Origin of the sequence: Microbacterium sp. UBA1097 (genome assembly GCF_002313585.1) — a bacterium.
Classification (GTDB): domain Bacteria; phylum Actinomycetota; class Actinomycetes; order Actinomycetales; family Microbacteriaceae; genus Microbacterium.
Genome location: NZ_DCBW01000005.1, coordinates 8365 through 32487, shown reverse-complemented (window position 1 = coordinate 32487; position 24123 = coordinate 8365). Strand labels below are relative to the sequence as shown.

Here is a 24123-nt window from a genome sequence, read left to right as displayed (position 1 = left end):
AGGACATGACCGACGCCCTCGTCTCTGGCCTCCCGCTCGAAGAACTTTCTGCCGACATTCGCCCGCAAGACGACCTGTTCCGTCACGTCAACGGTGCGTGGATCGATCGCACCGAGATTCCGGACGACAAGGCTCGCTGGGGCTCGTTCCACCTGATCGCCGAACAGGCCGAGAAGGATGTGCGCGCCATCATCGAAGAGAGCACGGATGCCGAGCCCGGCACCGAAACGCGCAAGATCGGCGACCTGTACACGAGCTTCATGGACACCGAGCGCATCGCCGAGCTCGGCGCGACCCCGATCGCCGCTCAGCTGTCCGCTGTTGATGGGATCTCATCGATCCCGGAGCTGATGACGACTCTCGGCACCCTTGAGCGCGACGGCGTCTCGGGCCTGTTCGGCCTGTACGTGGAGCCCGACCCTGGCAACCCGCAGCGCTATGTCCCCTTCATCGTGCAGGGCGGGCTGTCGCTTCCCGACGAGAGCTACTACCGGCTCGAGAACTTCGACGAGACGCGCCGCGAGTTCCGGGCCCACGTCGAGAGGATGCTGACCCTCGCAGGTGTCGCGAATGCCGCGACGGATGCCGATCGCATCGTCGCCCTCGAGACCGAGCTGGCTTCCCACCACTGGGACAACGTGCGCAGCCGCGACGCGATGGCCACCTACAACCTGCGGACGTGGACGCAGCTCCTGGAGTTGGCGGGGCTGGACCTCGCGCCGTGGCTGTCGGCGCTCGCGCCCGGAAAGGAGACGGCCTTCGACGAGGTCGTCGTGTACCAGCCGAGTTTCATCGAATCGCTGGGTGCGCTGCTGGTTTCCGAGCGACTCGATGACTGGAAGGCCTGGCTGCGGTTCGCCGTCATCCGCGGCGCCGCACCTCTCCTGTCGGACGAATTCGTCACCGAGAACTTCGCCTTCTACGGCACTCAACTCACCGGGGTGCCCACGATCCGAGAGCGCTGGAAGCGCGGAGTCAGCCTCGTCGAGGGCTCGATGGGTGAGGCAGTCGGACGCGTGTACGTCGAGCGGCACTTCCCGCCGGCTGCCAAAGAAGCAATGGACGAGCTGGTTGCGAACCTCATCGAGGCGTACCGCCGCAGCATCCGTTCGCTGGAGTGGATGAGCCCCGAGACCCGCGAACGGGCTCTCGCCAAGCTCGACGCGTTCACGCCGAAGATCGGCTACCCGACGACGTGGAAGGACTATTCAGCGCTCGAGATCGACGCCACCGATCTCGTCGGCAACGCGCGCCGTGCACATCGGGTCGAACATGATCGCCAGCTCGCCAAGGTCGGGAAGCCGATCGATCGCGACGAGTGGTTCATGACACCACAGACGGTCAATGCGTACTACAACCCGCTCATGAACGAGATCGTCTTCCCCGCGGCGATCTTGCAGTATCCCTTCTTCGACGCCAGCCGCGACGCCGCGGCGAACTACGGCGGTATCGGCGCGGTCATCGGTCACGAGATCGGCCACGGATTCGACGACCAGGGCAGCCGTTTCGATGGTGACGGATCGCTGCGCGACTGGTGGACCGAGGCCGACCGTGAAGCGTTCGAGCAGCGCACCAAGACCCTCATCGAGCAGTACGACGCGTTGACCCCGCGAGGCCTTGACGAGAAGCATCACGTCAACGGCGCGCTCACGATCGGTGAGAACATCGGCGACCTCGGGGGCCTCGGTATCGCGATCAAGGCCTACGAAATCTCGCTCGGCGATGAGTCGGCTCCGGTCATCGACGGCTACACCGGCATCCAGCGACTCCTGCTGAGCTGGGGACAGATCTGGCAGCAGAAGGGACGGGATGCCGAGACCATCCGCCTGCTCACGGTCGACCCGCATTCGCCCAACGAGTTCCGTTGCAACCAGATCGTGCGCAACGTGGATGCCTTCTACGACGCATTCGAGGTGACAGAGGCCGACGAGCTGTGGCTGGACCCCGCCGAGCGCGTCACTATCTGGTGAGGTCGATCACCTAGAATCCCCCCACCTGAACACGGGAAGGATCCCTCGGTGGGCACACCACCCAGCACGTCGCGCGCGGATCACCGCGCCGATTCTCGGCGAACTCGTCATGCGTCTGGGCGCGCGCGCTCCTTTGCTGCGACGATGCACGCTCTCGAACAGCTGGCGAACGCCGGTGGCCGCGTCTCGGTGTGTGTCACCGACCTCGATCGAGGCAAGGACCTCGTGCTCGGGGACGCGTTCATCACGCTGCCGGTCGCGCAGCTCGGTGTGGTGCCCCTTCTGATCCAGGTATCGGCAGCCATCGAGGCAGGCAAGCTGGATGCTGCGGCATCCGTTGCCCGGCCCCCGACTGCCGACGGTGGGTCGGCTGGACTGTGGCGCCACCTTGCGGCCGCCGATCTGAACCCGGGGGATCTCGCGGTGCTCACTGCGGCGGCTGCTGACCCGCTGGCGACGAACGCGCTCATCGATCTCGTCGGGCTCGACCCGGTGCGCGAGCGCATCGAGCACCTTGGGCTCACACGGACAGCACTACTCGACCGCGTCCGTGAGGACCGGGGGCCGGATGACGCTCCGCACTTCGCGCTGTCGACGACCCGTGATCTGACCACGATGTTCTCGTCCCTCGCGAACGGCCGGGCCGTCTCTGCCGCGGTCAGCGCGCAGGTCACCGGATGGCTCGCATTGAATGCCGATCTCGGGCTCGCCGCTGGCGCCACGGGACTCGACCCGCTCGCTCACGCCGAAACCGCAGAACAGCTGCTCCTGGTGAACAAGACTGGGCGAGACCCCGGCATCCGCGCCGAGGCTGGCGTGCTCGTCGGGCCTCGGGCTGGCGTCGCCTACGCGATGATCGTGCAGTTCACAGAGGAGACGCCGCTCGACCGGTTGCGGGTGCACGATGCGTTCCGGGTATTCGGTGCCGACCTGATGGAGTCCGTGCACTGAGTCTCGCGCGATCGGGGCGGCGCAACCTGCGAGGATATGGTGATGACCACCTCCGGGGTGAACGGTGCTGCGCGTTCACCACGTCGAAACTTTCCCGCACACCAGATACTCACCCTCTTCGGAGACTACTGGTGGGGGGTACCCGAGGCGATACCGACAGGTGCGCTGCTGGCTGGACTCGGTGACCTCGGTGTGAACGAGCCGGCTGCGCGCGCGGCGATTTCGCGCCTCGTCGATCAAGATCTGCTCGAGATGAGCAAAGAGGGCCGCCGAACCAGCCACGCGCTTTCGGAGCGTGGCCAGCGGGTCGTGCGCGACGAAGCCCGGTGGCTGACGAGGTTCGGCTGCAGCGATGTCGAGTGGGACGGGTTGTGGTCTGTCATTGCGTTCACGATCCCCGAGGCGCAACGTTCGCAGCGGCATGTGGCACGGACGCGTTTGCGCTGGCTTGGGTACGCGCCGCTCTATGACGGTGTGTGGATATCTCCGTTCGATACTCGAGAGCAGGCCGAGCAGGTGCTGGGAGAGGCCGGGGTGCCGGATGTGACCTCGTCGCGGTCTGCTCTACGGATGAGTGATCCGGCTGGTCCGGCGCGCGCCTGGAATATGGAAGAGGTCAGGCAGAGCTACCTCGAGTTCATCGCTCGCGCGAACGATCTCGCTCGCGAGCTTGAACCTCTCCCGGCATTCGCAGCTCGAACGGGCCTCATGCTCGCGTGGCAGACTTTCCGCCAGAACGATCCGGACCATCCGTCCGAGATCCTGCCCGTGGACTGGCCGAGACGGGCAGCCCGCTTGGCCTTCGCTCGTGCCTACAACACCCTCGGAGGCCCGGCAGAGCAGCGGATGCACATGCACGTCGCGAAGATCTCTCGGGAGCTCGCCGAGTACGTCACGGTTCAGCGGCTATCCATCGAGTGTCCCCCCTCGACCGGGATCGAAGATGGCGGGAGCACATCGAGAAATAATTAAAAAAACATTGACGATCGTCACTCCAGGTTTTTACTATCGGTGCCAGCGGCAGTGCTGCCGTTGTGGACAACGACGTTCCCTTCCTGGAGGAGTTCATGCACAGATCTCATCCGCGCGCGCCCATCGGCGCGGGCGCTGTCGCGACGGTCGGACTGATCGCCGCCTTACTCGTGCCGTCGCAGGCCGCGATGTCTGCGAGCGACGTAACCCTGGAGGTGGTTTCCAGCAGGCCGGACGCGGTCAGCGCAGGCGACGCCCTCATCTCAGTCGCCGGAGCTGATGAGGCGATGAGGATCACGGCGGCCGGCATTGATGTCACAGATCGCTTCGCGGAGCTGGGGGGCGAACTCGTCGGGCTCGTCGACGGCCTTCCCGAGGGCGTCAGCCAGATCGAGGTCTTGGAGGCGGACGGGAGTTCGGCGGCTGAAATCGAGGTCACCAACCACCCGGCATGGGGCCCCGTCTTCTCGGGACCGCAGCACCCCATGTACTGCACGGCGTCCGATGCGCCCTGGAATCTCGGCCCAACCGATGAGAACTGTCACGTGGCCGAAGCCACGGTCACCTACCGTTACCGCACCACGGGAGGCTCCTTCGCCGACTATCCCACCGACGGAAGCACTCCTGGCGACCTCGCGACCACGACCGTCGAGGGTCAGGAAGTACCGTACATCGTGCGAATTGAGCGCGGCACGATAAACAGGGCTGTTTACGAGTTCGCCGTGATCCGTGAGCCGAGTGAGCCGGAACTCACCCCGTGGACCGCCGGCGACGGCTGGAACGGCAAGCTCGCGTACACCTTCGGCGGCGCATGTGGCGTCGGCTATTGGCAGGGCACGTCAACGGGCGGTGTCGAAAACGACCTGCTGCTGAGCCGCGGCTACGCTGTCGCATCGGGCACATTCAACGTCTACGCCCAGAACTGCAACGACGTCACCAGCGCCGAGACCGCGACGATGGTGAAAGAGCATGTCGTCGAGAGCCTGGGTCCGCTCGAGTACACGATCGGGTACGGCGGATCTGCCGGAACGATGCAGCAGCTGCTGCTATCGAACAACTACCCCGGAATCATCGATGGGGTACTCGGTGAGATCGGGTACCCGGACGAACGGTCCACCACCGTAGCCGGGCACGACTGCCGCAATCTGCTCAACTACTGGAACTCCGATGAAGGTGCCGGCTGGTCGGATGCCGAGAAGCTGGCAGTGACGGGTCACGCGAGCACCTTCACATGCTTCGGCTTCACGTTCTTCGACGGTGTGGATGATCCGAACCGCGGATGCAACAATGCGATTCCGGTCGCCGACCGGTGGTCGCCGAGCAACCCAGAGGGACTGCGCTGCACGATCGCTGACATGGTGAAGAACGTCTATGGCGTGGACTCCGAGGGGCGCGGACTGCGAATCGTGCCCGACAACGTAGGTGTCCAGTACGGCCTCAACGCGCTGCTCGACGACGAGATCTCGATCGACAAGTTCCTGTCGCTGAACGCGAACGCAGGCGGGATGGATGTCGACGGTGCGCGCACCGAGGAGCGTTCGGTTGCCAGCGTGGAAGCCATCCAGCGGGCGTTCGAGACGGGACGTATCAACATGATGACCGGAGGGCTCGAGTACATCCCGGTCATCGAGATCCGTCCGTACACCGACATGCAGGGCGACTTCCACGAGCGCTACCGCTCCGCCATCATCCGCGAGCGGATGCTCGAAGCGTGGGGCAACGCTGACACGCACGTCAGTTGGACGAGTTCGACCAACCCGGCGATCTCGTCGGCGATGCGTGTGTCGGCGCTCGACCGGCTCGAGGAGTGGCTTGACGCAATCGTCGAAGCTGGCGGACCCGGCGATCGGGCTCGAACCGTCGCAGCCCGTCCTGATGGGCTGAGTGACGGCTGCTTCGATTCCGCGGGCGACTTCATCGCTGAGACAGTGGATTACGACGACCCCACCACCGCATGCAACACCCTGTATCCGTATCACTCGGAGCCCCGTTATGAGGCGGGCGAGCCGCTGTCGCGCGACGTAATGAAGTGCCAGCTGGTGGCGCCGCAGCGCTCTGACTATCCGACGATGACAGACCAGCAGTGGGATGAGCTTCAGGCGACCTTCCCCGACGGTGTGTGCGACTGGACGCAGCCAAGCCAGGGGTACGCCGAGTTGGCGGGTACATGGCTGGATTTCGGTACGACGCAGCGAACCGCGCTGACGGGTCCCACGATCAGCGGGGACGCGTACATCGGGGAAACCCTGACCGGTGATGCAAGCTCGTCGACGGGCGGCGCGACCCTCGCGTTCCAGTGGCTCGCCGACGGGGTGCCGATCGAAGGCGAGGATGGTGCGACCTTCGTTCCCACAGCGGCGCAGGACGGCTCGCGCATCACCGTGCGTGTGACAGCGTCCGCTGACGGGTTCGTGCCGGTGACGGCGGTCTCCGAAGTGACCGCCGCGGTGGGTGCGCGCCCGGAGCCGACGCCAACGCCGACCGATCCGACGCCAGACCCGAGCGAGACGCCCGGTGAGGAGTGGGCAACCGTCACTCTGAGCTCCACCAGTGTCGCGCAGGGCGGCTCGTTCACAGTCAATCTCGCGGGACTGGCGCCCGGCCAGCAGGTTGCGGCAACGGTGTACAGCGATCCGTACGTCATCACCGGCATCCCGCCGGCATCGAGCAGCGGCACCGTGTCGTTCACGGTCGCGATCCCTGCGGACTTCACGCCGGGCGCGCACACGCTCGAGATCACGTCAGGCACGCTGGAGCCGATCCGCATCGCGATCGTGGTGCAGCGCGCGGGTGACCTCGGAGCCCTCGGTGCCAACGCGCCGTGGGGACTCGCGCTGGCAGCCGCGCTGCTGATCGCGATCGGCGGTGTGGTCGTCATCCTTCGTCGACGCTTCGCCATGGCAGACGGAAACGGAGACGGAGAAAACTGACACGTCTCAGGTGGACGCGGTCCACCTGAGAGCACTGAGGGGTTCCACTCCGGTGGGGCCCCTCAGTTGCGCCGACTGGACGGATGATTGCCGGGCGCAGCATCGACGTGTCGACGGGCGGCTCGGGTCAGGAGCCGCCGTCGAGCTTGTCGACCAGGTCCAGGCCGCGTCGGGCCCAGGCGATCTCACTCTTGGCCCGTTCCACGAGGCCTTCGTACGCGAAATGCTTGTAGGCCACGATGCGCTCGTGCTCCTGCTCCGGCGACGCCTTCAAGCGCCGTTCCAGCATGGGGTTCGGTGGATCGACGTGGTCGATCTTGCGGAGCTCACCGTCCCACTGGGCGAGTTCGCCTTCCCACTGCTCGATGTGCCGCAGGAAGAACTCTCTGGCGGCCTCCGGTGACGCGGACTCCAGGTACGCGGCGCGCAGGTGGGCTGGGTCGCGTACCCGCTGATACTCGAGCGGGGAGGCCATCCAGGCGAGGAACGCCTGGTCGCCGGCATCCGTGACGTGATACATGCGCCGTGTGCCGCGCTCGCCGCGGGCTTGCTCTTCGGCTTCAATGAGCCCGTCAGCTTCCATCTTGCGCAGTTCCGGGTATATCTGCGAGTCCGGGGCGTGCCAGACATGACCCACGGACTGCGTGAACTGTTTGGCCAGTTCATACCCCGATAGCGGTCCGACCCGCAGCAGCGCGAGGAGCGCGTAGCGAAGGCTCACGGCATGCCCCTTCCTGTCGAATCCGCTCCCGTGATGCTACCGATATGTCGCGAGACTGCACCCGCGCCGCGAGACAGCGTGTTGCGTGTGCTGTCTCGCGGGCAGGATGCAGTCTCGCGGGGTGTTCTCGTCTACTCAGTCGTTCTTGTAGCCGGTGCGCCAGCCGCCGTGGTAGGTCTGGCGGGCGACCGTCGAGTAGGGCACGGGGCTCACGACGACGCGGACCTCAGTCTGCTCGTGCGGTTCGACGGATGCCTTCTTCGAGCCACCGTTCGGCTCGCCCCAGACGACCTTGAGCTCGGTGCCCTCGGGGACATCGGGTGACACGGTAGCCAGCGACAGGCCGCGGCGCTCGTTGGACGAGTAGCCGGTGAACATCGAGTAGCCGACGACCGTTCCATCGGCATCCACGACAGCGTCGTAGTTGGCCGAGCCGTAGTTCGCCAGCGGCAGGTCGAAGAACTTGTAGTTCGGGCCGTCGACGTTCAGCAGCGACGTCCAGACCTTGCCGAGGTCCTCGGCATTCCACGCGAGGGTGACCTTCTTGCGCTGTGCGGCCGGGTCCATCTTCTCGAGCGCGTCGCGACCGATGAAGTCGTGGTCGAACTTGACGAACGACCCGTAGCCGAGCTCCCAGGGCGTCAGGTAGTAGTCCTCGATGTTCTCGGACACGAACGACCCGGCGAGCGTTCCGGTCGCCTCGTACGAGTTCGCCGGCAGCCAGTCACGGTACGCCTGCTCCTCGGCGCCGGTGTAGATCGCGGGAAGCGGGGAAGGAATCCAGCCCGACTCGAGCGTGTTCGACGGGTAAGCCCGCGAACCGACGGGCAGGAGGCCGAACTCGGCGCCAGCCTCGACGATCAGGTCGCGGATCTTGTGGTGGTCGGCGTAGGGGCCCCAGATCTCCAGGCCGGGGGCGCCGGCCATGCCGTGACGCAGAGTACGCACGTTCATGCCGCCGATCTTCATCTCCGACATGTTGAAGAAGCCGAGCTTCTCGAGCGGTCCGCCGTTGAGTTTTTCGATCACGGCCCAGGCGTTCGGGCCCTGGATCTGGAAGCGGTAGTACTTGCGCGAGACGGCGTCACCGTACGGGCGCGAGTTCGAGCGGCGGTCGACCTCGACGTCCAGGTTCTGGTAGCCGCCGGTCTCGCCGTGGAACATGAGCCAGTTCGATGCGGGCGCGCGGCCGACATAGACGTATTCGTCTTCGGCTTCGCGGAACAGGATGCCGTCGCCGATGACGTGTCCCGAAGCCGTCGTGGGAACGTACTGCTTGGCCTTGTTGACCGGGAAGTTCGCGACGGAGTTGATGGCGGTGTCGGAGATCAGCTTGATGGCATCCGACCCCTTGAGGAACACGTTGTCCATGTGGTGGGACTGGTCGTAGAGCACGGCGGTGTCGCGCCACGCCTTCTGTTCCTTGATCCAGTTGGTGAAGTCGGCTGGCACGACGGGGTAGATGTACGAGCCGATCTGGGAGTTGCGCAGCAACTCGACGGGCGAGCCCGCCGCGTCGATGACCTGCTGCAGATTCTGAGGTGCCACGATGAACCTTTCTTTGGGGTGGTGATGGTCAGGGTCAGAAGACGACGGTGTGGTTGCCGTGTCGGATGACGCGGTCTTGTGCGTGCCACAGCACGGCGCGCGAGAGGACTGCCCGTTCGACGTCGGCGCCGCGGCGTTGCAGGTCGGCGGCGGAGTCGGCGTGGGTGACCCGTACGACGTCCTGCTCGATGATGGGTCCTTCGTCGAGGTCCTTGGTCACGTAGTGGCTCGTTGCGCCGATCAGCTTCACGCCGCGTTCCTTCGCCTTGCGGTAGGGACCAGCGCCGATGAAGGCGGGAAGGAACGAGTGGTGGATGTTGATGACCGGGACTGCGACGTCGTCGATGAAGTCCTCGGAGAGGATCTGCATGTACCGCGCGAGGACGACGAAGTCGACGTTGCCCGCGAGCAGCTTCACGATCTCGGCTTCGGCAGCCGACTTGTCCGGCCCCTGGGAGGGCACGTGGAAGAACGGGATGCCGAAGCTTCGGACGTCCTCGGCCATGTTGGTGTGATTGGAGATCACCATCGGGATCGATACGGGGAGCTCGCCGCGGCGGTGACGCCACAGCAGATCGAGAAGACAGTGGTCCGAGGTTGAGGCGAGCACTGCCATGCGTTTGGGAATCGACTGGTCGGTGAGTCGCCAGGTCATCCCGTACGGCTCGAGCGTCTCGGCGATGTCGCTTTCGATCTCTTCGAACGCCGCCGTCAAGTCCGGTCGGTGGAAGACGACGCGCTGGAAGAAGGCGCCGCCTTCGGGGTTGTCGGAGTACTGATCAAGACTCACGATGTTCGCCTTGTGGCGCGTGATCAGGCCGGTGACCGCCGCGACCAGGCCGGGCTGGTCAGGGCCGTGGACGATCAGGCAGGCGTGATCGCGCAGTGCTTCGTTGTGTACCGTCATGGCGTCAAGTCCTCCCCGCTCACTTCGCGATGAAGTCGCGGGCCCACGTCGCCGTAGCTTCCAGGCCACCGAACGTGTACATGTGCAGCTTCACGGCGCCGACCGAAGGGTCAGCGTCGAACAGCGCGGCGAGATCGGAAACGAACTTGTCAGGTCCCGCGGAACCCATGAGGTTCGTCAGCGAGAAGCCGTACTTCTTTACGATCATCGCGTTGGCTCCCACGCCGAAGCGCGACGCGAACGAGATGAGGCGCTTGATGCCGGCGGGGCCGGGCGTGCCGAGGCGGATCTGGGTGTCGATGCCGCGGTCGCGAACACCCTTGATCCACGCCATCACCGGGTCGGTGTCGAAGCTGAACTGGGTGAGGATCACGGCATCCAGGCCGGCATCCTTCAGGGCGGCAGATTTGTCTTCGAGGTGCTGCCACAGGACGTCGGTGGCGATGTCGGGGTGGCCCTCGGGGTAGCCGGCGATCGACACCTCCTTGACGCCGTACTGCTGCAGGACTCCCGAACGGATCATCGTCAGCGCGTCGGGGTAGGGGCCCTCCGTCGTCGCGGGGTCGCCGCCGACCGCGAACACGTGCTCGGTGGCGCCGATCTCGGCAAGTGCGCTGAGGAATTCCTCGAGCTGCGCCTGGGATGCGATGCGGCGCGCAGAGATGTGCGGGACGGGGACGAACCCGAGCTCTTTGACGGCCTTGGCTGCAGCTACCCGCATCGGCAGGTCTTCGTTCCCGAGGAAGGTCACGTTGACCTTCGTCCCGGCCGGGATGAGCGAGGCGGCCTCGGTGAGACCGACGACGTCCTTCTCTTTTCCGGTGATCTCGAGGGAGTAGCCCTCGACGAGACGTTTGGCCGACTCGGTCGTCGGTGTGGCGTGTGCCATGGCGAGTGGTCCTTTCCGCTGCCAGGAGTGCGTCGTTGCAGTCTGCAGCAATTTTACCTATGGGCATAGGCAATGTCTAGAGGTACGAAAGCGAGGAGGGGATACCCGACGCCCGGTCGGATATCCCCTCCTCGGGAAGGCGCCGCTCAGCGCGCTCGGCTCGCGGCGGTCTCGTTCTCGAGGATCTGCAGCTCGCGCGCGTCGACGAGCATCCGCTGCAGCAGAGCATTGAGGCTCGTGATCTCGTCGGGTGAGAGGTGGGCGAGGATGATGTCCTGGCCCCTCATCGAGATCGGGAGCATGTCGTCGTGCATCTCGACGCCGTCGCGTGTCAGGTACATGGGCCGGGAACCCCGGGGGCCGTCCAGCAGGACGATCAGCCCCCTGCCGACGAGCGTGTTCACGCTCTTGGAGACCACTGCCTTGTTGACGCCGATGAACTCGGAGACCTCGGTCGCGGAGAATCCGGGGTTAAGCGCCAGGACCGAAATCACCCGCCAGTCGTTGGTGCCGAGGCCGAAACGGCGTCTCAGCTCGTTCGATTCTCGCCACACCAGAGCATTGGACAGCAGCGCGAGCAGGCGCGGCGTGAAGTTATCGGGGTCGACGGTGTTCTGAAGTGGTTCCCACTGGATGCGTTGATCGAGCCGGTCCATGTGGTCCTTCGCGCGTCGGGATCTGAGTCTGGTCGGGTTGGGAGTGACAGTAGTAGACGATCGGGGTCGGGCGAGGAATCTGCCCGACCCCGATCGTGTGAGGTGCTTCTTAGTGCGCCATCGCCGCGAGGGCTTCGGGGTCGATGGTTGCGATCGAGCGGGTGTCCTGGAACGCACGGATGCCTTCGATACCCTGCTCGCGACCGATGCCGGACTGCTTCATGCCGCCGAACGGAGCACGCAGGTCGAGGCGGGTGGCGCCGTGGTCGTTGACCCAGACGTATCCGCACTCGAGCGCGCCTCCCACCCGCTGAGCAGCTTCGGGGCTTCCCGTCCACACCGACCCGCACAGGCCTGCCCAGGTGTCGTTGGCCAGGCGGATGGCGTCGTCTTCGGAGTCGAAGGGGATGATCGGGATGACGGGGCCGAACTGCTCCATGGTGACAACGCGCAGGTTCGGGTCGGGGTCTACCACGATCGCCGGGCGCATGAAGTTGCCGCCCGCGAGCTCCCCACCGGGCAGCTCGCCGAACTCGCGCACGTCGGCGCCGGCATCCTTGGCCTCCTGGATGAGTTCCTCCACGAACGCTTTCTGCGCCGACGAGTGGAGCGGGCCCATCGTGGTCCCCTCATCGAGGCCGTACCCGATGACTGCCTTGCTCAGGCGGTCGGACAGACCGTTCACGACCTCGTCGAGGCGCGAGCGGTGCACGTAGACGCGCTTGGCGTTCATGCAGATCTGGCCGGTGGTGTCGTAGATCGCGGCGTACAGGCGGTCAAGGTGGGTGTCGTCGATGACGGCGTCTTCGAGGAAGATCGCCGCGTCGTTGCCGCCCAGTTCCAGGGTGACCCGAGTGAGCGTCTTCGAGGCCATCTCCATCATCCGCTTGCCGCCGTTCACCGATCCGGTGAAGCAAACCTTTGCGATGTCGGTGTTCTGAATCAGGCCCGACATGTTCTCGTCCTTGCCGGTGACGATGTTCAGCACCCCGGGCGGGAGCTTCTCTGCTACGCGCTGCACGAGCTTGGCGGTGGCAAGCGGCGCGGTCAGCGGCGGCTTGACGATCGCCGTGTTCCCGGCCAGCAGCGCGTGCGGAAGGGCTGCGCCCAGGATCGCGATCGGCCAGTTGAACGGGACGATGATCGTGGTCACACCCAGCGGCTGGTACGACACCTTCGTGTCGACGGGGATCGCGCCGGGCACCGCGGGGAGGGTGTGGTCGGTGTCGACCTCGTCGGCGAGCATGAGAGCAAGGTTCCAGCGGATCTCGAACACGAGTGCGTCGACCCACGCCTCGAAGCGGACCTTGCCGTTCTCTTGCGAGAGGATCGCCGCGTCCTCGTCACGGTCATCCGCGATCCCGGCGATCGCCTCGGCCATCAGGCGTGCGCGCTCTTTCGCGCCCAGAGCCGCCCACGCCGGAAAAGCCTCTTTCGCGGCAGCAACCGCGTCGGCGACGTCCTGCGTCGAAGCGGACGCGGCCTCGCCGACAACCGCGCCCGGCTTTCCCGGGTCCGCGATCTTCAGCGTCTCGTCGGTGAACCGTTCGGTTCCCCCGATGAACAGACCGGTCCGTACACCAGCCTGCGTCAACGTGTCAGACATCCTGCACCTCTCTGTGTGTTGTCTTCCTGATTTCGGATGCCGTAGCACCCTCCCCGCGCCGGGCGGCGCGAGTCCATTGTGCAGCGCCGTCGTGGCGTTGGTAACCGTCTTCGGACAATTCGGATGCCGCGGGAGACGTCCGACCATGCCGTGCACCCAATCACCAGGATGACGCTTCAACGAGTTTAGGTGCATTCCTGTTTACTTGTAAATGAGTTTGTGTTAGCGTCACTGCGTCGCCCCGGCTGAGCCGGTGGCCACCCGAACGAGAGTCGATGATGACCCCCGCGGTCCGTCGCTCTCCTGTCATCGATGAGGAGGCATGTGATGGGTCGAACGTCCCCTGTAGCGCAGGAGCGTCGGAGCGTCGAGGAACTCGAGGATCTCGCTTTCGAGCTTCGTCAGAAGCTCCTGAACCTGTGCGGTACGTACGAGGGAGCAGTGCACATCGGCGGTGATCTGTCCTCTGCCGACATCTTCACCGTGCTGTTCGAGTACGGACTTAATGTCGACCCCACCAACCTCGGCGCCCGGCTCCTTACGCGAACTGCCAGCCCGTGTAGGCCTCCGCGAGGTAGGTCTGGCCTGCTTCGGACTCGACGACCGAACGCAGTTCGCCGATCTGGCGGCGGCGATCGAAGTCGGATGCCTCGGGAGTCAGGTGCAGCATGCTCGTCATCCACCACGAGAAATGCTGAGCCTTCCAGATGCGCTGCAGGGCCGTCTCGGCGTAAGAATCCAGCAGGCGCTCGTCGCCGTCGTTGAGCAGCGCTCCGAGTGCCCGGTCGAGCAGTACGACGTCGGCGACGGCGAGGTTCATGCCCTTGGCTCCCGTCGGCGGAACGGTGTGGGCGGCATCCCCGACAAGGGCCGCGCGTCCGCGCCGCAGTTCGTAAGCGACGAAGCTGCGGAACCGCAGCACGTCCCGCTGGAAGATGGGCCCCTCCTGCAGCGTCGTGCCGGGAACGCACGATTGCAGGGTCTCCCAGATCTCGGCCTCGCTCATCGCGTTCGGATCGGTCTCCGGATCGCACTGGAAGTACATCCGCTGCACGGTGGCGCTGCGCTGGCTGATGAGAGCGAAGCCGCTCGGGGAGTTGCTGTAGATCAGCTCTTCCGAGCTTGGTGGCGCTTCGCACAGGATGCCGAACCAGGCGAACGGATACTCGCGGAAGTATCCGCCGGTCGACGATCCGGTGACGGCGGCGCGGACCAGGCTGCGGGAGCCGTCACCGCCCACGATGAAGTCGGCCTCAATCTCCAGCGGCGAGCCGTCAGGGTTCGTCGCGAACACGCGGGGTCGATCGGTCTCGATGTCTTCGACACGGTCGACGGTGACACCGAACCGAAGATCCTGCCCGGCAGCCAGGCGTACCGCGATCAGGTCGATGAGCACCTCGTGCTGCGGGAAGAGCCAGACACTGCGACCCGTGAGCGCGGGGAAGTCGATCCGATGCCCCTCGCCCTGGAACCGAAGCTCGATGCCGTCGTGGCGGTTTCCGACAGACTTCACGCGCGGGGAGGCGCCGGTCTCGTCGAGGAGCTGCACGGTGGGGTATTCCAGGATGCCGGCGCGGATCGTCTTCTCGATCTCCTCGCGGGTGCGCTGATCGAGCACGATCGAGTCGATGCCTCGGGCGGCAAGAAGGTGTGACAGCAGCAGCCCGGCGGGGCCGGCGCCGACAATGGCAACCTGAGTGCGGACGGTGGACATGGCGTCTCCTTCGACGGATGCGGGTCTTCGCCGAGTCTGCAACATCAGACCGGTTCGAACCGGCACTTTCCCATTGAACGGGACCAGATCGCGGTCAGAGTCGCTGGCGTCGAAGATCGCTCTCGATCGCTGCGACTGCATCCCGCAGCGCGGCGACTGCCGGCGTCGGGTCGGCATCCCGGGGAAGCACGACGGATAACGCGGCCACGACTTCGCCTTCGTGGCGAAGCGGAACCGCCACACCCGTGGACACCGACTGAATCGATCCGGGCGCGATAGCCACACCGTCGCGTCGGATCCCCGCAATCACGCGCTCGAGTGTCCGCGGGTCGGTGATGGTCTCGCCTGACACGGCGCGCAACGGGCCGCCCAGAACACTCGCGCGCACCGCCGCCGGCGCGTAGGCGAGCAGGACGAGGCCCGACGACGAGGCGTGCAGCGGAAGCCGACCAGCGATGCGCGTGATGTTGGCACCGGCATCCGGATGCGAGAGACGTTCGATGAACAGCGCTTCGTCCTTCTCGCGTACGGCGAGCTGCGTGTGCTCGCGGATCGTCGTTTGCACCGCCTCCATGTGAGGGAGGGCCGCCGTTCGCAGGCGTAGTGCCGAGGATCCGCGCAGGGCGAGTTCCCACAGGCGCATGCCCAGGCGGATCTGCGCATCCTCGTCCCGATCGAGCAGGCCGGCCGAAACGAGGTCATCCACGATGCGGTGGGCGCTGGAGGACGGGAGCCCCGACCGTCGACCGATCTCGGATGCCGACTGCACGGTCCGTTCGGACGTGAAGGTCTCCAGGACGCGCACGATGCGCTCTGTCATCGAGTCACCGGTGGGCGAGTTCGCCATGGCGACAGCTTGGCATGTGCCGATCGGCCACGCAGGCGCCGAGGTTTCCCGTGGGATTCATATAGCCCTGCTCGGTCCGCATCGGCGCCCGCCTCGCTACGCTCGAGGTATGACCCGCGCGGCCATGTACAACGAAGTCGGAGGACCCGAGGTCCTGTTCGTGACCGAGGTCGAAGACCCTTCGCCGGACGCACGGAAGGTGCTGGTCGCCGTCGAAGCTGCCGGGCTGAACCCCTACGACGCGAAGGCTCGCGGCGGATTCATCCCCTCGGACGCCCCGTTTCCGCGACGCATCGGTAGCGACTTCGCCGGCACCGTCATCGCGGTCGGCGAGGGGGCCGCCTATGCGGACGGGACGCCGGTCTCTGTCGGGGATGCCGTCATGGGCCGCGCCGCGGGCGCGATCGCCGATCAGGTGGTCGCGAACGCGGCAGAGATCGCACGGCGGCCCGAGGGGCTTGCGGTCGAGGTCGCCGGTGGGCTGCATGTTGCTGGCCTGACCGCGGTGTCGTGTTTGGCAACCGTCCCGGTCGACGAGGACGATGTCGTGCTGGTCGGTGGCGCGAGCGGCGCCGTCGGACTGGTGGCCTCGCAGCTCGCGATCGCACGCGGAGCGCGAGTGATCGGGTCGGCATCCGTCGCCAACCACGACTTCTTGCGATCGCTCGGCGTCGAGCCGGTCGAGTACGGCGACGGACTCGCCGACAGGGTGCGCGAACTCGGCGAGATCACGGCCGTCATGGATTGCCACGGCCGCGACGCGCTCGATGCCGGGGTCGTTCTGGGCGTTCCCGCCGACCGGATGGTCGCGATCGCCGCCTACGCGGCCCTCGACGAACTGGGCGTACACAATGTCGAGCGGGAGGCCCGCACGCCGGAGAACCTTCGGGCCCTCGGCGAAGACATCGCCGCCGGCAGGATCGTCTTCCCGGTTGTGGCTACGTACCCGCTGGACGACGTGGTGGCGGCATTCCAGGCGCTCGAGTCCTCGCACGACCCCGGCAAGATCGTCGTCCTTCCCTGACGGATGCGCCGAGCCCCTGCGGTTCGTTTGCCGCAAACTGTGCGCTCGGCATCCGTCGGGCGGCGTGTTGCGGCAAGCGAACCGGGCACACGTAGCCGGGGTGAACACCCTCAGTGGTCCGTGACCTCACTCGGCGCGCTCGCGGTAGATGGCGGTGCGGCGGGATCGATGGATGGTGCCGTCAGCCGGCGCGAGACGAACCCCGACAGACGGTCGAGAGCCACGACCGCAAGGGAGATCACCGCGAGCATCACGACGACCCGTAAGAGCGCCAGGAGCATTCCGTCGACGCCGTTGAGCGTCGGATCGAGGAACGGGTAGGGGTAGCGCACGTTGATCTCCGGCAGAAGCGCACCGCGCGCGATCATCACCACGCCATAGCCGATCGGGTAGAGCAGCCACAGCAGCGTGTCGCGCCAGCGGACGATGCCATGCGGCCCGAAGAGTGCCCAGTCCAGGAGGACGAGCCCCGGCGCCACGTAGTGCAGCAGGAAGAGCCCCCAGTTGTCGATCGCGAGCGCTGGGTCCGCGACGACGAGGCCGGGCAGCGGGCTCTCGCCCCGGTTGTTCAAGATGTGCGAGATCAGCGCCGTTGTCAGGAGCCAAAATGTGACGGCACCCCGAAGACGCGGCGCCGGAGGGGGGCTCGTGCGTCGCTGGATCATCACAACCAGCGTCGTTACGACGTAGGCCAGCGCGATGATGCTGCTTTGACTCGTGAAGTACGGGAGCAGGCGCTCGCCGAGGAGCAGGCCTGTCGCGAGCGCCGCCACGATGGCACCGCGGAGGATGAGTGGTCCCATGTGGTCGCGGCGATTCATGCGGGCTCTCTTCATCGAGTGCAGGCTTCTCGTTTGCCGCAAAGTGTGCGCTCGGCATCCGTCGGGCGGCGTGTTGCGGCAAACGAACGCGGGCGGCTAGGCGCGCCAGACTGTCTTCAGATTCATGAACTCTCGGATGCCTGCTGCGGCAAGCTCGCGGCCAACGCCCGAGTTCTTGATTCCGCCGAAGGGCAGCTCGGGGTGTGAGACCGTCATGCCGTTGACGAACACAGCGCCGGCTTCGAGGCGGTCGATGAACCAGTTGATCTCGTCGTCGTCGGAGCTCCACAGCGAGGATGACAGACCGAACGTCGTCGCGTTGGCGATCTCGACGGCCTCCTCGCGAGAGTCGACCCGGTAGACGGTAGCCACGGGGCCGAACGCCTCCTCCTGGAACAGGCGCATGTCCCGCGTGATGCCGGCGAGGACGGTCGGCGGGTAGAACCAGCCCGGGCGGTCGGGAACGGAGCCGCCCGTCAGCACCTGTGCGCCGCGCTCGATCGCATCGCCAACGAGTTCGGCAAGCTCATCCCGACCGCTCTCGGTCGCGACAGGGCCGACATCGGTTCCGTCCTCCAAAGGGTCGCCCACGCGCAGAGCCGCCGTCTTCTGCACGAAACGCCCCACGAAGTCGTCGTAGACGTCAGTGTGGACGATGAACCGCTTGGCAGCGATACACGACTGCCCGTTGTTCTGGTTTCGGGCGGTGACAGCGACGGATGCCGCAGCATCGAGGTCCGCCGTCGGCATCACGACGAACGGATCCGAGCCACCGAGCTCGAGCACGACGTGCTTGACCTCGCTGCCCGCGATGGAAGCGAGCGAGCGACCGGCGGGCTCCGAACCGGTCAGGGTCGCGGCCACGACCCGCGAGTCGCGGAGGACCCGCTCGACTCCGGATGCCGGGATGAGCAGCGTGTGGAAGGAGCCGACCGGGAATCCGGCGCGCTCGAAGAGAGTGTCAAGGTAGAGCGCGGAACGCGGAACGTTAGAGGCGTGCTTCAGTAGCCCCGTGTTGCCGGCCATGAGCGCCGGGGCAGCGAAGCGCATCACCTGCCACAGCGGGTAATTCCAGGGCATGACCGCAAGCACGACGCCCAGCGGTGCCCAGCGGGTCCCGGCGGCCGAGGCCTTCACCGACGAGGGGTCGGCAAGCTCCTCTGTGGCCAGGAAGTCCTCGGCGTTGTCGGCGTAGAACCGGCATCCGCGAGCGCACTTGAGCACCTCGGCTCGCGACTGGGCGAGGGGACGCCCCATCTCGATCGTGATGGTGCGCGCCATCTCGTCGACGTCAGCTTCCAGCAGCTCGGCAGCCTTGCGCATCCATCCGGCGCGCTCGGCGAACGTCGTATCGCGCAGCGCGACGAACGCCGACTGTGCGGCGGCAATGCGGCGCTCGACCTCGGCCTCATCGTGAGGCTCGAAGGTTTCGATGACTTCGCCGGTCGCAGGATTTGTCACTGCAATGGCCATGAGCTGCCTCTTCCTCGAGATAGGGGACTCCGCGAGCCTATCCGGCGCTTCGGTGTCGCGACAATGTGCCCCGTGGGGCCGAGCGGTCAGAAGACGATGGTGTGGTTTCCGTGACGGATGACGCGATCTTGCGCGTGCCAGAGCACGGCGCGCGAAAGCACTGCACGTTCCACGTCAGCGCCACGTCGTTCGAGGTCTGCAGCAGTGTCGGCGTGCGTGACCCGCACGATGTCTTGCTCGATGATCGGCCCCTCGTCGAGGTCGGTGGTGACGTAGTGCGCGGTCGCTCCGATGAGCTTCACGCCGCGGGTCTTCGCCTGGCGGTAGGGCTGGGCGCCGACGAACGCTGGAAGGAACGAGTGGTGAATGTTGATCACGGGCACCCGCACGCTCTCGAGGAACTCGCCGCTCAGGATCTGCATGTAGCGGGCGAGAACCACGAAGTCGGCATCCGCGTCAGCCAGCACCTCGAGGATGCGGGCTTCACTGGCGCTCTTGTCGGGCCCGGCGACCGAAGGCACGTGCACGAAGGGGATGCCGAAACCGGTGACATCAGCCTCGGCATCCGTGTGATTCGAGATGACGACCGGGATCTCCACCGGCAGTTCGCCGCGACGATGACGCCACAGGAGGTCGAGCAGACAGTGGTCCTGCTTCGAGGCGAGGATCGCCATCCGCTTCGGAACCGACTGGTCGGTGATCGCCCACTGCAGATCGAACCCGTCGCCCAGGGTCGTGGCAAGGTCGTCTTCTATCGCGGGCAGCGCCTCGCGCAGGCCGGGCCGGTGGAAGACGACGCGCTGGAAGTAGGCGCCGCCGGCAGGGTTGTCGGAGTACTGGTCGAATTGCACGATGTTCGCGCCCTGCCGCGTGATCAGCGCCGAGACCGCCGCCACGATGCCGGGGGAGTCCGTGCCATGGACGATGAGGCAGGCGTGATCGACGGGAAGCTGGGCTGGGGGCATGGATCGATTCTGCCCGAACCGCTCAGTCGCCGATCGTCTCGCGCAGCCCGGAGTGGACGGCATCCAGCCAGGCGCCGACGTTTCGGCGGGCCTCCGGGGTGTCGGGGTAGCGGCAGCGCAGGTGCAGGCCTGTCTCGTTCGCGATGAACCAGATCATGACGCCGTCGGTGCGCACCACCGCCGACACGTATTGGATGTCGCGGAGCCTGCCCGGCGCGATCGGGAGCCGCCCCGTATCCAGCCACGAGACCGCGAACATCCCGGGGGTTGCCGGCATGCCGCCGTAGGGAGCAAGGATCGGACCAAGCGGATGCGACCCAAGGCCGATCGCTTCCTTCACGGCGCGGGCGCACGCCCGGGGCGACGGGTCGGATGACTCGATCACGGCGTTCGTGATGAACCATCCGACCGAGTCGTGCCACTGCGGATCGTGCCGGCTGTGCACGGGGAACACCGCGCGCAGCGGCTGGTCACCCATCGCGAGGCTCACGCGCGTCATGACCGATACCGCGATAGCGATAGCGCGGACCCCCGCGGCGGCGGCGCGCTCGCAGAAGGCCTCGAACTCGGAGCCGTCGAAGACGTCGCGAACATCGACGATCTCCGATCGCGACCCCGCGACGTCGCCCAACGTCAGGGGGAACAGCGGCATCTGGCCGCCCTCGGCATCCAGGATCTCCGCCCATCGGGTCGTGATCGCTTCGGGCGCGGGAGCGCGGGCCGCAAGCTCTGCGGAGTGCTCGGCGAACGCTCGCGGTGCAGGCAGCGCCCCACCCGGCGTGCGATCCTCCCGCTCGTCGTCGACGACCTCGGCGAGATCCCGCGCGAGTACGAGAAGCGACCACATGTCGACGTGTGCGTGATCGGAGGCGATCACGATCGTCGGGTCGGCCCCGCCACCGGGTTCGATGAGGCACAGCCGGTGGGAGGGGGTGGCGAAGGGCCGGCATCCGTCGTCGAGCACTTCGCGCAGCACTTCGCGTGTCAGCCGCTCGGGCGGTGCCGGATGCGTCACCCACCGTCCGACGCCCAGTCGCGCCGGTCGTACCCGCACGGTTCCGACATCGTCCCGATCGAACACGGTACTGAGGGTGCCGTGCCTGTCGACGACGGTGGCCCACGCGTCAGCGATCTCGTCGGGGGCTGCCGGTGTGCGGAGGCGAAACGAGATCGCCATCCATGACCCGGGTCGATCTCCTTCGGAGACGTGCCGACCCTGGTCGAATGACAGCGTCAGCGGCTCCGTGTCGGGCAGAACCTCGGCGGGAAACACGAGGCTGCGGACTCGGCCTGGGGGCAGCGTCATTCGGGCGACGTTCGTCAAGCGCATCGCGCGTAGTCTAGGCGGCAACCGTTTCGCACAGAGGACGCCCGGGAGGGCACGTGAACACGCTGCGGATTCGAGGCGCCACACTCGACTTCGATGTGACCGGTGATGACGGTCCGCTGGTCGTCCAATTGCACGGTCTGATGTCCAGCCGCAGCCGAGACAGCCACCTCGGTCTTGACCTCGGCCGGGCCCTTCGGGATCACCGCATCCTCCGCATCGACGCGCGCGGCCACGGTGGCTCGACGGGGACCGAGGATCCGCTCGACTACCGGTGGGACAACCTCGCCGACGACCTCCTGGCGGTGCTGGATGCCGTCGCTCCCGGTGAAGCGGTTCACGGCGTGGGGCCATCGATGGGGACCGGCACGATGCTGCACGCCGCACTCAAGGATCCGGTCCGCTTCGCGAGCTTGACCCTCATGGTTCCGCCGACGGCATGGGGTACCCGCCGCGCGCAGGCCGAGGTCTACCGAACGAACGCGGAGCTCATCGAACGCCACGGTGTCGAGGCTTTCGTGAAGCTCGGTTCCACCACGCCCGTCCCGCCGGCCCTCGCGGATGCTCCCGAGTCGCTTCCCGCGGTCGACGAGACACTCCTCCCGACGGTGCTGCGGGGAGCTGCGGCAGCTGACCTGCCGCCGAAGGAGGAGCTCGCGCGCATCGATGTGCCGACGCTGATCCTGGCGTGGACGGGCGACCCGACGCATCCGCTTCGCACCGCGACACGTCTCAACGAGCTTCTGCCGAACAGCCGCCTCATCGTTGCCCGCACGCCCTACGGGGTCATGGCCTGGCCGGGACTGTTCGCCGAACACGTCATCACGGCGGGGGTCGAACTCACCGCGACCGGCTCGATTCCCGTCGTCCGCGAACCGAGGGCCTCATGAGCGACACCGAATCGGCCCGGCTCAGCATCCGCGAGCTCGACACCGTGGCAGAGGTTTTCGAAGCCTCCGCGGTGCTGTCGGAGGTGTGGGGAGGGGACCGCACCGGCATGCCGCCGAACCTGCTGCGCGCCCTCGCCCATTCGGGCAACTACGCGGTCGGGTTCTTCGCGGACGAGCGGATGGTCGGGGCATCCGTCGCCTTCTTCGCCGAACCCGCAGCCCGATCCATGCACTCGCACATCACCGGCATCCTGCCGAGCGCCCAGGGTCAGGGCTTCGGACGGATGCTGAAGCAGCACCAGCGCGAATGGGGGCTGCGCCGCGGCATCGGGCACGTGACGTGGACCTTCGATCCGCTCGTGTCGCGCAACGCCCACTTCAACCTGGCCGTGCTGGGCGCGCGCGTCACCGAGTACCTCGTGGACCACTACGGCGCGATGGATGACGGGGTCAACCGCGGCGACGAATCGGATCGGCTCATGGTGTCGTGGGCCCTGGCCGCGCCGCCGGTTCCCACCCCCACGGATGCCGAGGTCCGGGCATCCGTCGCGATTCCCCGCGACATCGAGTCGCTCCGGCGCCGCGAACCCGATGCCGCTGCCATCGAGCGACGGCGCGTCCGCGACGCCCTGCTCACCCACGTGAACGCGGGCCGCCGCATCGGTGGGTTCGACGAGCGTCGGGGCTATCTCATCGTCGACGCCTGAGTCGTGCGGGCCGGTTTCGGTCGCGCCTTCGTGTGGGGTGTGGGTTGGGTGACCCGCAATATGGCGCGACTGAACGATGGTGGCCTCCATTTCGGTCGCGCCGAACTGCGGGTGCCGGGTCGGTTGGCCCGCAATATGGCGCGACTGAACGATCTGGCCTAACGAGGATTAGCCTGGCCGCATGCCGATCGCACAGCCCGCTCCGACAGTGACGCTCGAGGGAATCGAGTTGCGGGTGCTGCACCTACCGCTCGTCTCGCCGTTCACGACATCCTTCGGCACCGAGACGGTGCGCGAGGTCATCGTCGCGCGGGCGCTGACTGCCGATGGGGACGGCTGGGGTGAGATCGTCACGCAGGAGTCTCCGCTGTACTCGAGCGAGTACACGCAGGGCGCGTGGGACGTGTCGCTGCGCTTTCTCATCCCCGCGCTGTTGGATCGGCACACTCTCGCCCCCGAAGACGTCGCCTCCGTCTTGGAACCCTTTGTCGGGCACCGGATGGCGAAAGCGGGGCTCGAACTCGCGATACTCGATGCCGCGCTGCGCGCCGAGGGGCGACCGTTCGGACAGTACCTCGGCGCGATCCGCGACCGCGTGCCCTCGGGTGTGAGCGTCGGCATCCAGCGCGACCCCGCCGCTCTGGTCGACACCGTCCGTGGATACCTCGACGAGGGGTACGTCCGCATCAAGATCAAGATCAAGCCCGGCCGCGACATCGCCGACACCGCCGCCGTTCGGGATGCCTTCGGCGATATCCCGCTGCAGGTGGACGCCAACTCCGCGTACACGCTCGCTGACGCCGACACCCTCGCCGAACTCGACAGGTTCGACTTGCTCCTGATCGAGCAGCCCCTGCAGGAGGACGACCTCGTCGACCATGCGACGCTCGCCCAGCGCCTGCGCACACCGGTGTGTCTGGACGAGTCGATCGTGTCGTCGAAGGCTGCAGCCGACGCTCTCGCGCTCGGGTCGGCATCCGTCATCAACATCAAGGCGGGGCGCGTGGGCGGCTACCTCGAGGCCGTGGGTATTCACGACCTGTGCCGAGTGGCCGGCGTGCCGGTGTGGTGCGGCGGGATGCTCGAGACGGGGATCGGTCGCGCCGCGAACGCTGCGCTGGCAGCCCTCCCCGGATTCACGCTGCCGGGCGATATCTCGGCATCCTCGCGGTTCTACGATCGAGACATCGTCACCGAGCCCGCCG

Annotated in this window: 20 protein-coding genes; 8 read left to right on the top strand and 12 right to left on the bottom strand. The window is 66.5% G+C overall.

Going from position 1 to position 24123, the window contains the following annotated elements:
- Positions 1 to 5 precede the first annotated feature (5 nt).
- The 4 genes from B4F19_RS00490 (at position 6) to B4F19_RS00475 (ending at position 6823) form a co-directional block, all read left to right on the top strand.
- The gene (locus B4F19_RS00490; RefSeq protein WP_292732191.1) at positions 6 to 1970 is read left to right on the top strand and encodes a M13 family metallopeptidase; all 1965 of its coding nucleotides are present in this window, start codon (positions 6 to 8) and stop codon (positions 1968 to 1970) included.
- Positions 1971 to 2114: 144 nt separating this feature from the next.
- Entirely contained in the window at positions 2115 to 2921 is an 807-nt protein-coding gene (locus tag B4F19_RS00485) for a serine hydrolase (RefSeq protein WP_292732189.1), read from the top strand.
- Positions 2922 to 2963: 42 nt separating this feature from the next.
- A complete protein-coding gene (locus B4F19_RS00480; protein WP_292728305.1) occupies positions 2964 to 3893 on the top strand; it encodes a PaaX family transcriptional regulator C-terminal domain-containing protein in 930 nt (309 codons plus the stop codon).
- A gap of 62 nt (positions 3894 to 3955) precedes the next feature.
- A complete protein-coding gene (locus tag B4F19_RS00475; protein WP_292728303.1) occupies positions 3956 to 6823 on the top strand; it encodes a DUF6351 family protein in 2868 nt (955 codons plus the stop codon).
- Positions 6824 to 6950: 127 nt separating this feature from the next.
- Here B4F19_RS00475 and B4F19_RS00470 read toward each other — a convergent pair whose 3' ends face one another.
- From B4F19_RS00470 to B4F19_RS00435, 8 genes are all read right to left on the bottom strand, one after another.
- Positions 6951 to 7544 (bottom strand): PadR family transcriptional regulator, encoded by a 594-nt coding sequence (locus B4F19_RS00470; protein ID WP_292728301.1) that lies wholly within the window; start codon positions 7542 to 7544, stop codon positions 6951 to 6953.
- Positions 7545 to 7679: 135 nt separating this feature from the next.
- A complete protein-coding gene (gene ligM / locus B4F19_RS00465) occupies positions 7680 to 9092 on the bottom strand; it encodes a vanillate/3-O-methylgallate O-demethylase (RefSeq protein ID WP_292728298.1) in 1413 nt (470 codons plus the stop codon).
- A gap of 34 nt (positions 9093 to 9126) precedes the next feature.
- Complete coding sequence (gene purU / locus B4F19_RS00460) at positions 9127 to 9999, bottom strand: formyltetrahydrofolate deformylase (RefSeq protein ID WP_228178300.1); 873 nt, start codon at positions 9997 to 9999, stop codon at positions 9127 to 9129.
- A gap of 19 nt (positions 10000 to 10018) precedes the next feature.
- Entirely contained in the window at positions 10019 to 10888 is an 870-nt protein-coding gene (locus B4F19_RS00455; RefSeq protein ID WP_292732187.1) for a methylenetetrahydrofolate reductase, read from the bottom strand.
- Between the two features lie 146 nt (positions 10889 to 11034).
- Positions 11035 to 11544, bottom strand: a complete 510-nt coding sequence (locus B4F19_RS00450) for a MarR family winged helix-turn-helix transcriptional regulator (RefSeq protein WP_292732185.1) — start codon at positions 11542 to 11544, stop codon at positions 11035 to 11037.
- Positions 11545 to 11653: 109 nt separating this feature from the next.
- A complete protein-coding gene (locus B4F19_RS00445; protein WP_292728294.1) occupies positions 11654 to 13150 on the bottom strand; it encodes an aldehyde dehydrogenase family protein in 1497 nt (498 codons plus the stop codon).
- Positions 13151 to 13688: 538 nt separating this feature from the next.
- Entirely contained in the window at positions 13689 to 14864 is a 1176-nt protein-coding gene (locus B4F19_RS00440) for a 4-hydroxybenzoate 3-monooxygenase (protein ID WP_228178306.1), read from the bottom strand.
- 94 nt (positions 14865 to 14958) lie between these two features.
- On the bottom strand, positions 14959 to 15711 hold the full coding sequence (locus B4F19_RS00435) for an IclR family transcriptional regulator (RefSeq protein WP_228178307.1): 753 nt from the start codon (positions 15709 to 15711) through the stop codon (positions 14959 to 14961).
- A 109-nt stretch (positions 15712 to 15820) separates the two neighbouring features.
- On the opposite strand from B4F19_RS00435, the gene B4F19_RS00430 reads away from it, so the two are divergent.
- Positions 15821 to 16735, top strand: coding sequence for an NADP-dependent oxidoreductase (locus B4F19_RS00430; RefSeq protein ID WP_292732183.1), 915 nt, complete (start codon positions 15821 to 15823; stop codon positions 16733 to 16735).
- 110 nt (positions 16736 to 16845) lie between these two features.
- Here B4F19_RS00430 and B4F19_RS00425 read toward each other — a convergent pair whose 3' ends face one another.
- The 4 genes from B4F19_RS00425 to B4F19_RS00410 form a co-directional block, all read right to left on the bottom strand.
- Positions 16846 to 17556, bottom strand: coding sequence for a Pr6Pr family membrane protein (locus tag B4F19_RS00425; protein ID WP_292732181.1), 711 nt, complete (start codon positions 17554 to 17556; stop codon positions 16846 to 16848).
- A gap of 96 nt (positions 17557 to 17652) precedes the next feature.
- On the bottom strand, positions 17653 to 19029 hold the full coding sequence (locus tag B4F19_RS00420) for an NADP-dependent succinic semialdehyde dehydrogenase (RefSeq protein WP_292732179.1): 1377 nt from the start codon (positions 19027 to 19029) through the stop codon (positions 17653 to 17655).
- 86 nt (positions 19030 to 19115) lie between these two features.
- Positions 19116 to 19994, bottom strand: a complete 879-nt coding sequence (gene purU, locus B4F19_RS00415; RefSeq protein ID WP_292732177.1) for a formyltetrahydrofolate deformylase — start codon at positions 19992 to 19994, stop codon at positions 19116 to 19118.
- A gap of 22 nt (positions 19995 to 20016) precedes the next feature.
- Positions 20017 to 21324: a peptide synthetase gene (locus B4F19_RS00410; RefSeq protein WP_292732175.1), complete on the bottom strand. Its 1308-nt coding sequence runs from the start codon at positions 21322 to 21324 to the stop codon at positions 20017 to 20019.
- Positions 21325 to 21377: 53 nt separating this feature from the next.
- Between B4F19_RS00410 and B4F19_RS00405 the strand changes: the two genes are divergently transcribed.
- The 3 genes from B4F19_RS00405 to menC form a co-directional block, all read left to right on the top strand.
- Positions 21378 to 22211 (top strand): alpha/beta fold hydrolase, encoded by an 834-nt coding sequence (locus tag B4F19_RS00405; RefSeq protein ID WP_292732173.1) that lies wholly within the window; start codon positions 21378 to 21380, stop codon positions 22209 to 22211.
- Positions 22208 to 22918 carry a GNAT family N-acetyltransferase gene (locus tag B4F19_RS00400; RefSeq protein WP_292725940.1) on the top strand — a complete coding sequence of 237 codons (711 nt, stop codon included), beginning with the start codon at positions 22208 to 22210 and terminating at the stop codon, positions 22916 to 22918. The genes B4F19_RS00405 and B4F19_RS00400 overlap by 4 nt, the downstream gene beginning before the upstream one ends.
- Before the next feature lie 181 nt (positions 22919 to 23099).
- Positions 23100 to 24123 (top strand): o-succinylbenzoate synthase (gene menC, locus B4F19_RS00395; protein WP_292732171.1); only part of this gene is annotated, 1024 nt, incomplete at its 3' end.

What these genes read in the sequence shown, in the direction of transcription:
- B4F19_RS00490 (WP_292732191.1), top strand. Translation starts at nt 6, where the DNA reads ATGACCGACGCCCTCGTCTCTGGCCTCCCGCTCGAAGAACTTTCTGCC.
- B4F19_RS00485 (WP_292732189.1), top strand. Translation starts at nt 2,115, where the DNA reads ATGCACGCTCTCGAACAGCTGGCGAACGCCGGTGGCCGCGTCTCGGTG.
- B4F19_RS00480 (WP_292728305.1), top strand. Translation starts at nt 2,964, where the DNA reads ATGACCACCTCCGGGGTGAACGGTGCTGCGCGTTCACCACGTCGAAAC.
- purU (WP_228178300.1), bottom strand. Translation starts at nt 9,999, where the DNA reads ATGACGGTACACAACGAAGCACTGCGCGATCACGCCTGCCTGATCGTC.
- B4F19_RS00455 (WP_292732187.1), bottom strand. Translation starts at nt 10,888, where the DNA reads ATGGCACACGCCACACCGACGACCGAGTCGGCCAAACGTCTCGTCGAG.
- B4F19_RS00450 (WP_292732185.1), bottom strand. Translation starts at nt 11,544, where the DNA reads ATGGACCGGCTCGATCAACGCATCCAGTGGGAACCACTTCAGAACACC.
- B4F19_RS00445 (WP_292728294.1), bottom strand. Translation starts at nt 13,150, where the DNA reads ATGTCTGACACGTTGACGCAGGCTGGTGTACGGACCGGTCTGTTCATC.
- B4F19_RS00440 (WP_228178306.1), bottom strand. Translation starts at nt 14,864, where the DNA reads ATGTCCACCGTCCGCACTCAGGTTGCCATTGTCGGCGCCGGCCCCGCC.
- B4F19_RS00435 (WP_228178307.1), bottom strand. Translation starts at nt 15,711, where the DNA reads ATGGCGAACTCGCCCACCGGTGACTCGATGACAGAGCGCATCGTGCGC.
- B4F19_RS00430 (WP_292732183.1), top strand. Translation starts at nt 15,821, where the DNA reads ATGACCCGCGCGGCCATGTACAACGAAGTCGGAGGACCCGAGGTCCTG.
- B4F19_RS00425 (WP_292732181.1), bottom strand. Translation starts at nt 17,556, where the DNA reads ATGAATCGCCGCGACCACATGGGACCACTCATCCTCCGCGGTGCCATC.
- B4F19_RS00420 (WP_292732179.1), bottom strand. Translation starts at nt 19,029, where the DNA reads ATGGCCATTGCAGTGACAAATCCTGCGACCGGCGAAGTCATCGAAACC.
- purU (WP_292732177.1), bottom strand. Translation starts at nt 19,994, where the DNA reads ATGCCCCCAGCCCAGCTTCCCGTCGATCACGCCTGCCTCATCGTCCAT.
- B4F19_RS00410 (WP_292732175.1), bottom strand. Translation starts at nt 21,324, where the DNA reads ATGCGCTTGACGAACGTCGCCCGAATGACGCTGCCCCCAGGCCGAGTC.
- B4F19_RS00400 (WP_292725940.1), top strand. Translation starts at nt 22,208, where the DNA reads ATGAGCGACACCGAATCGGCCCGGCTCAGCATCCGCGAGCTCGACACC.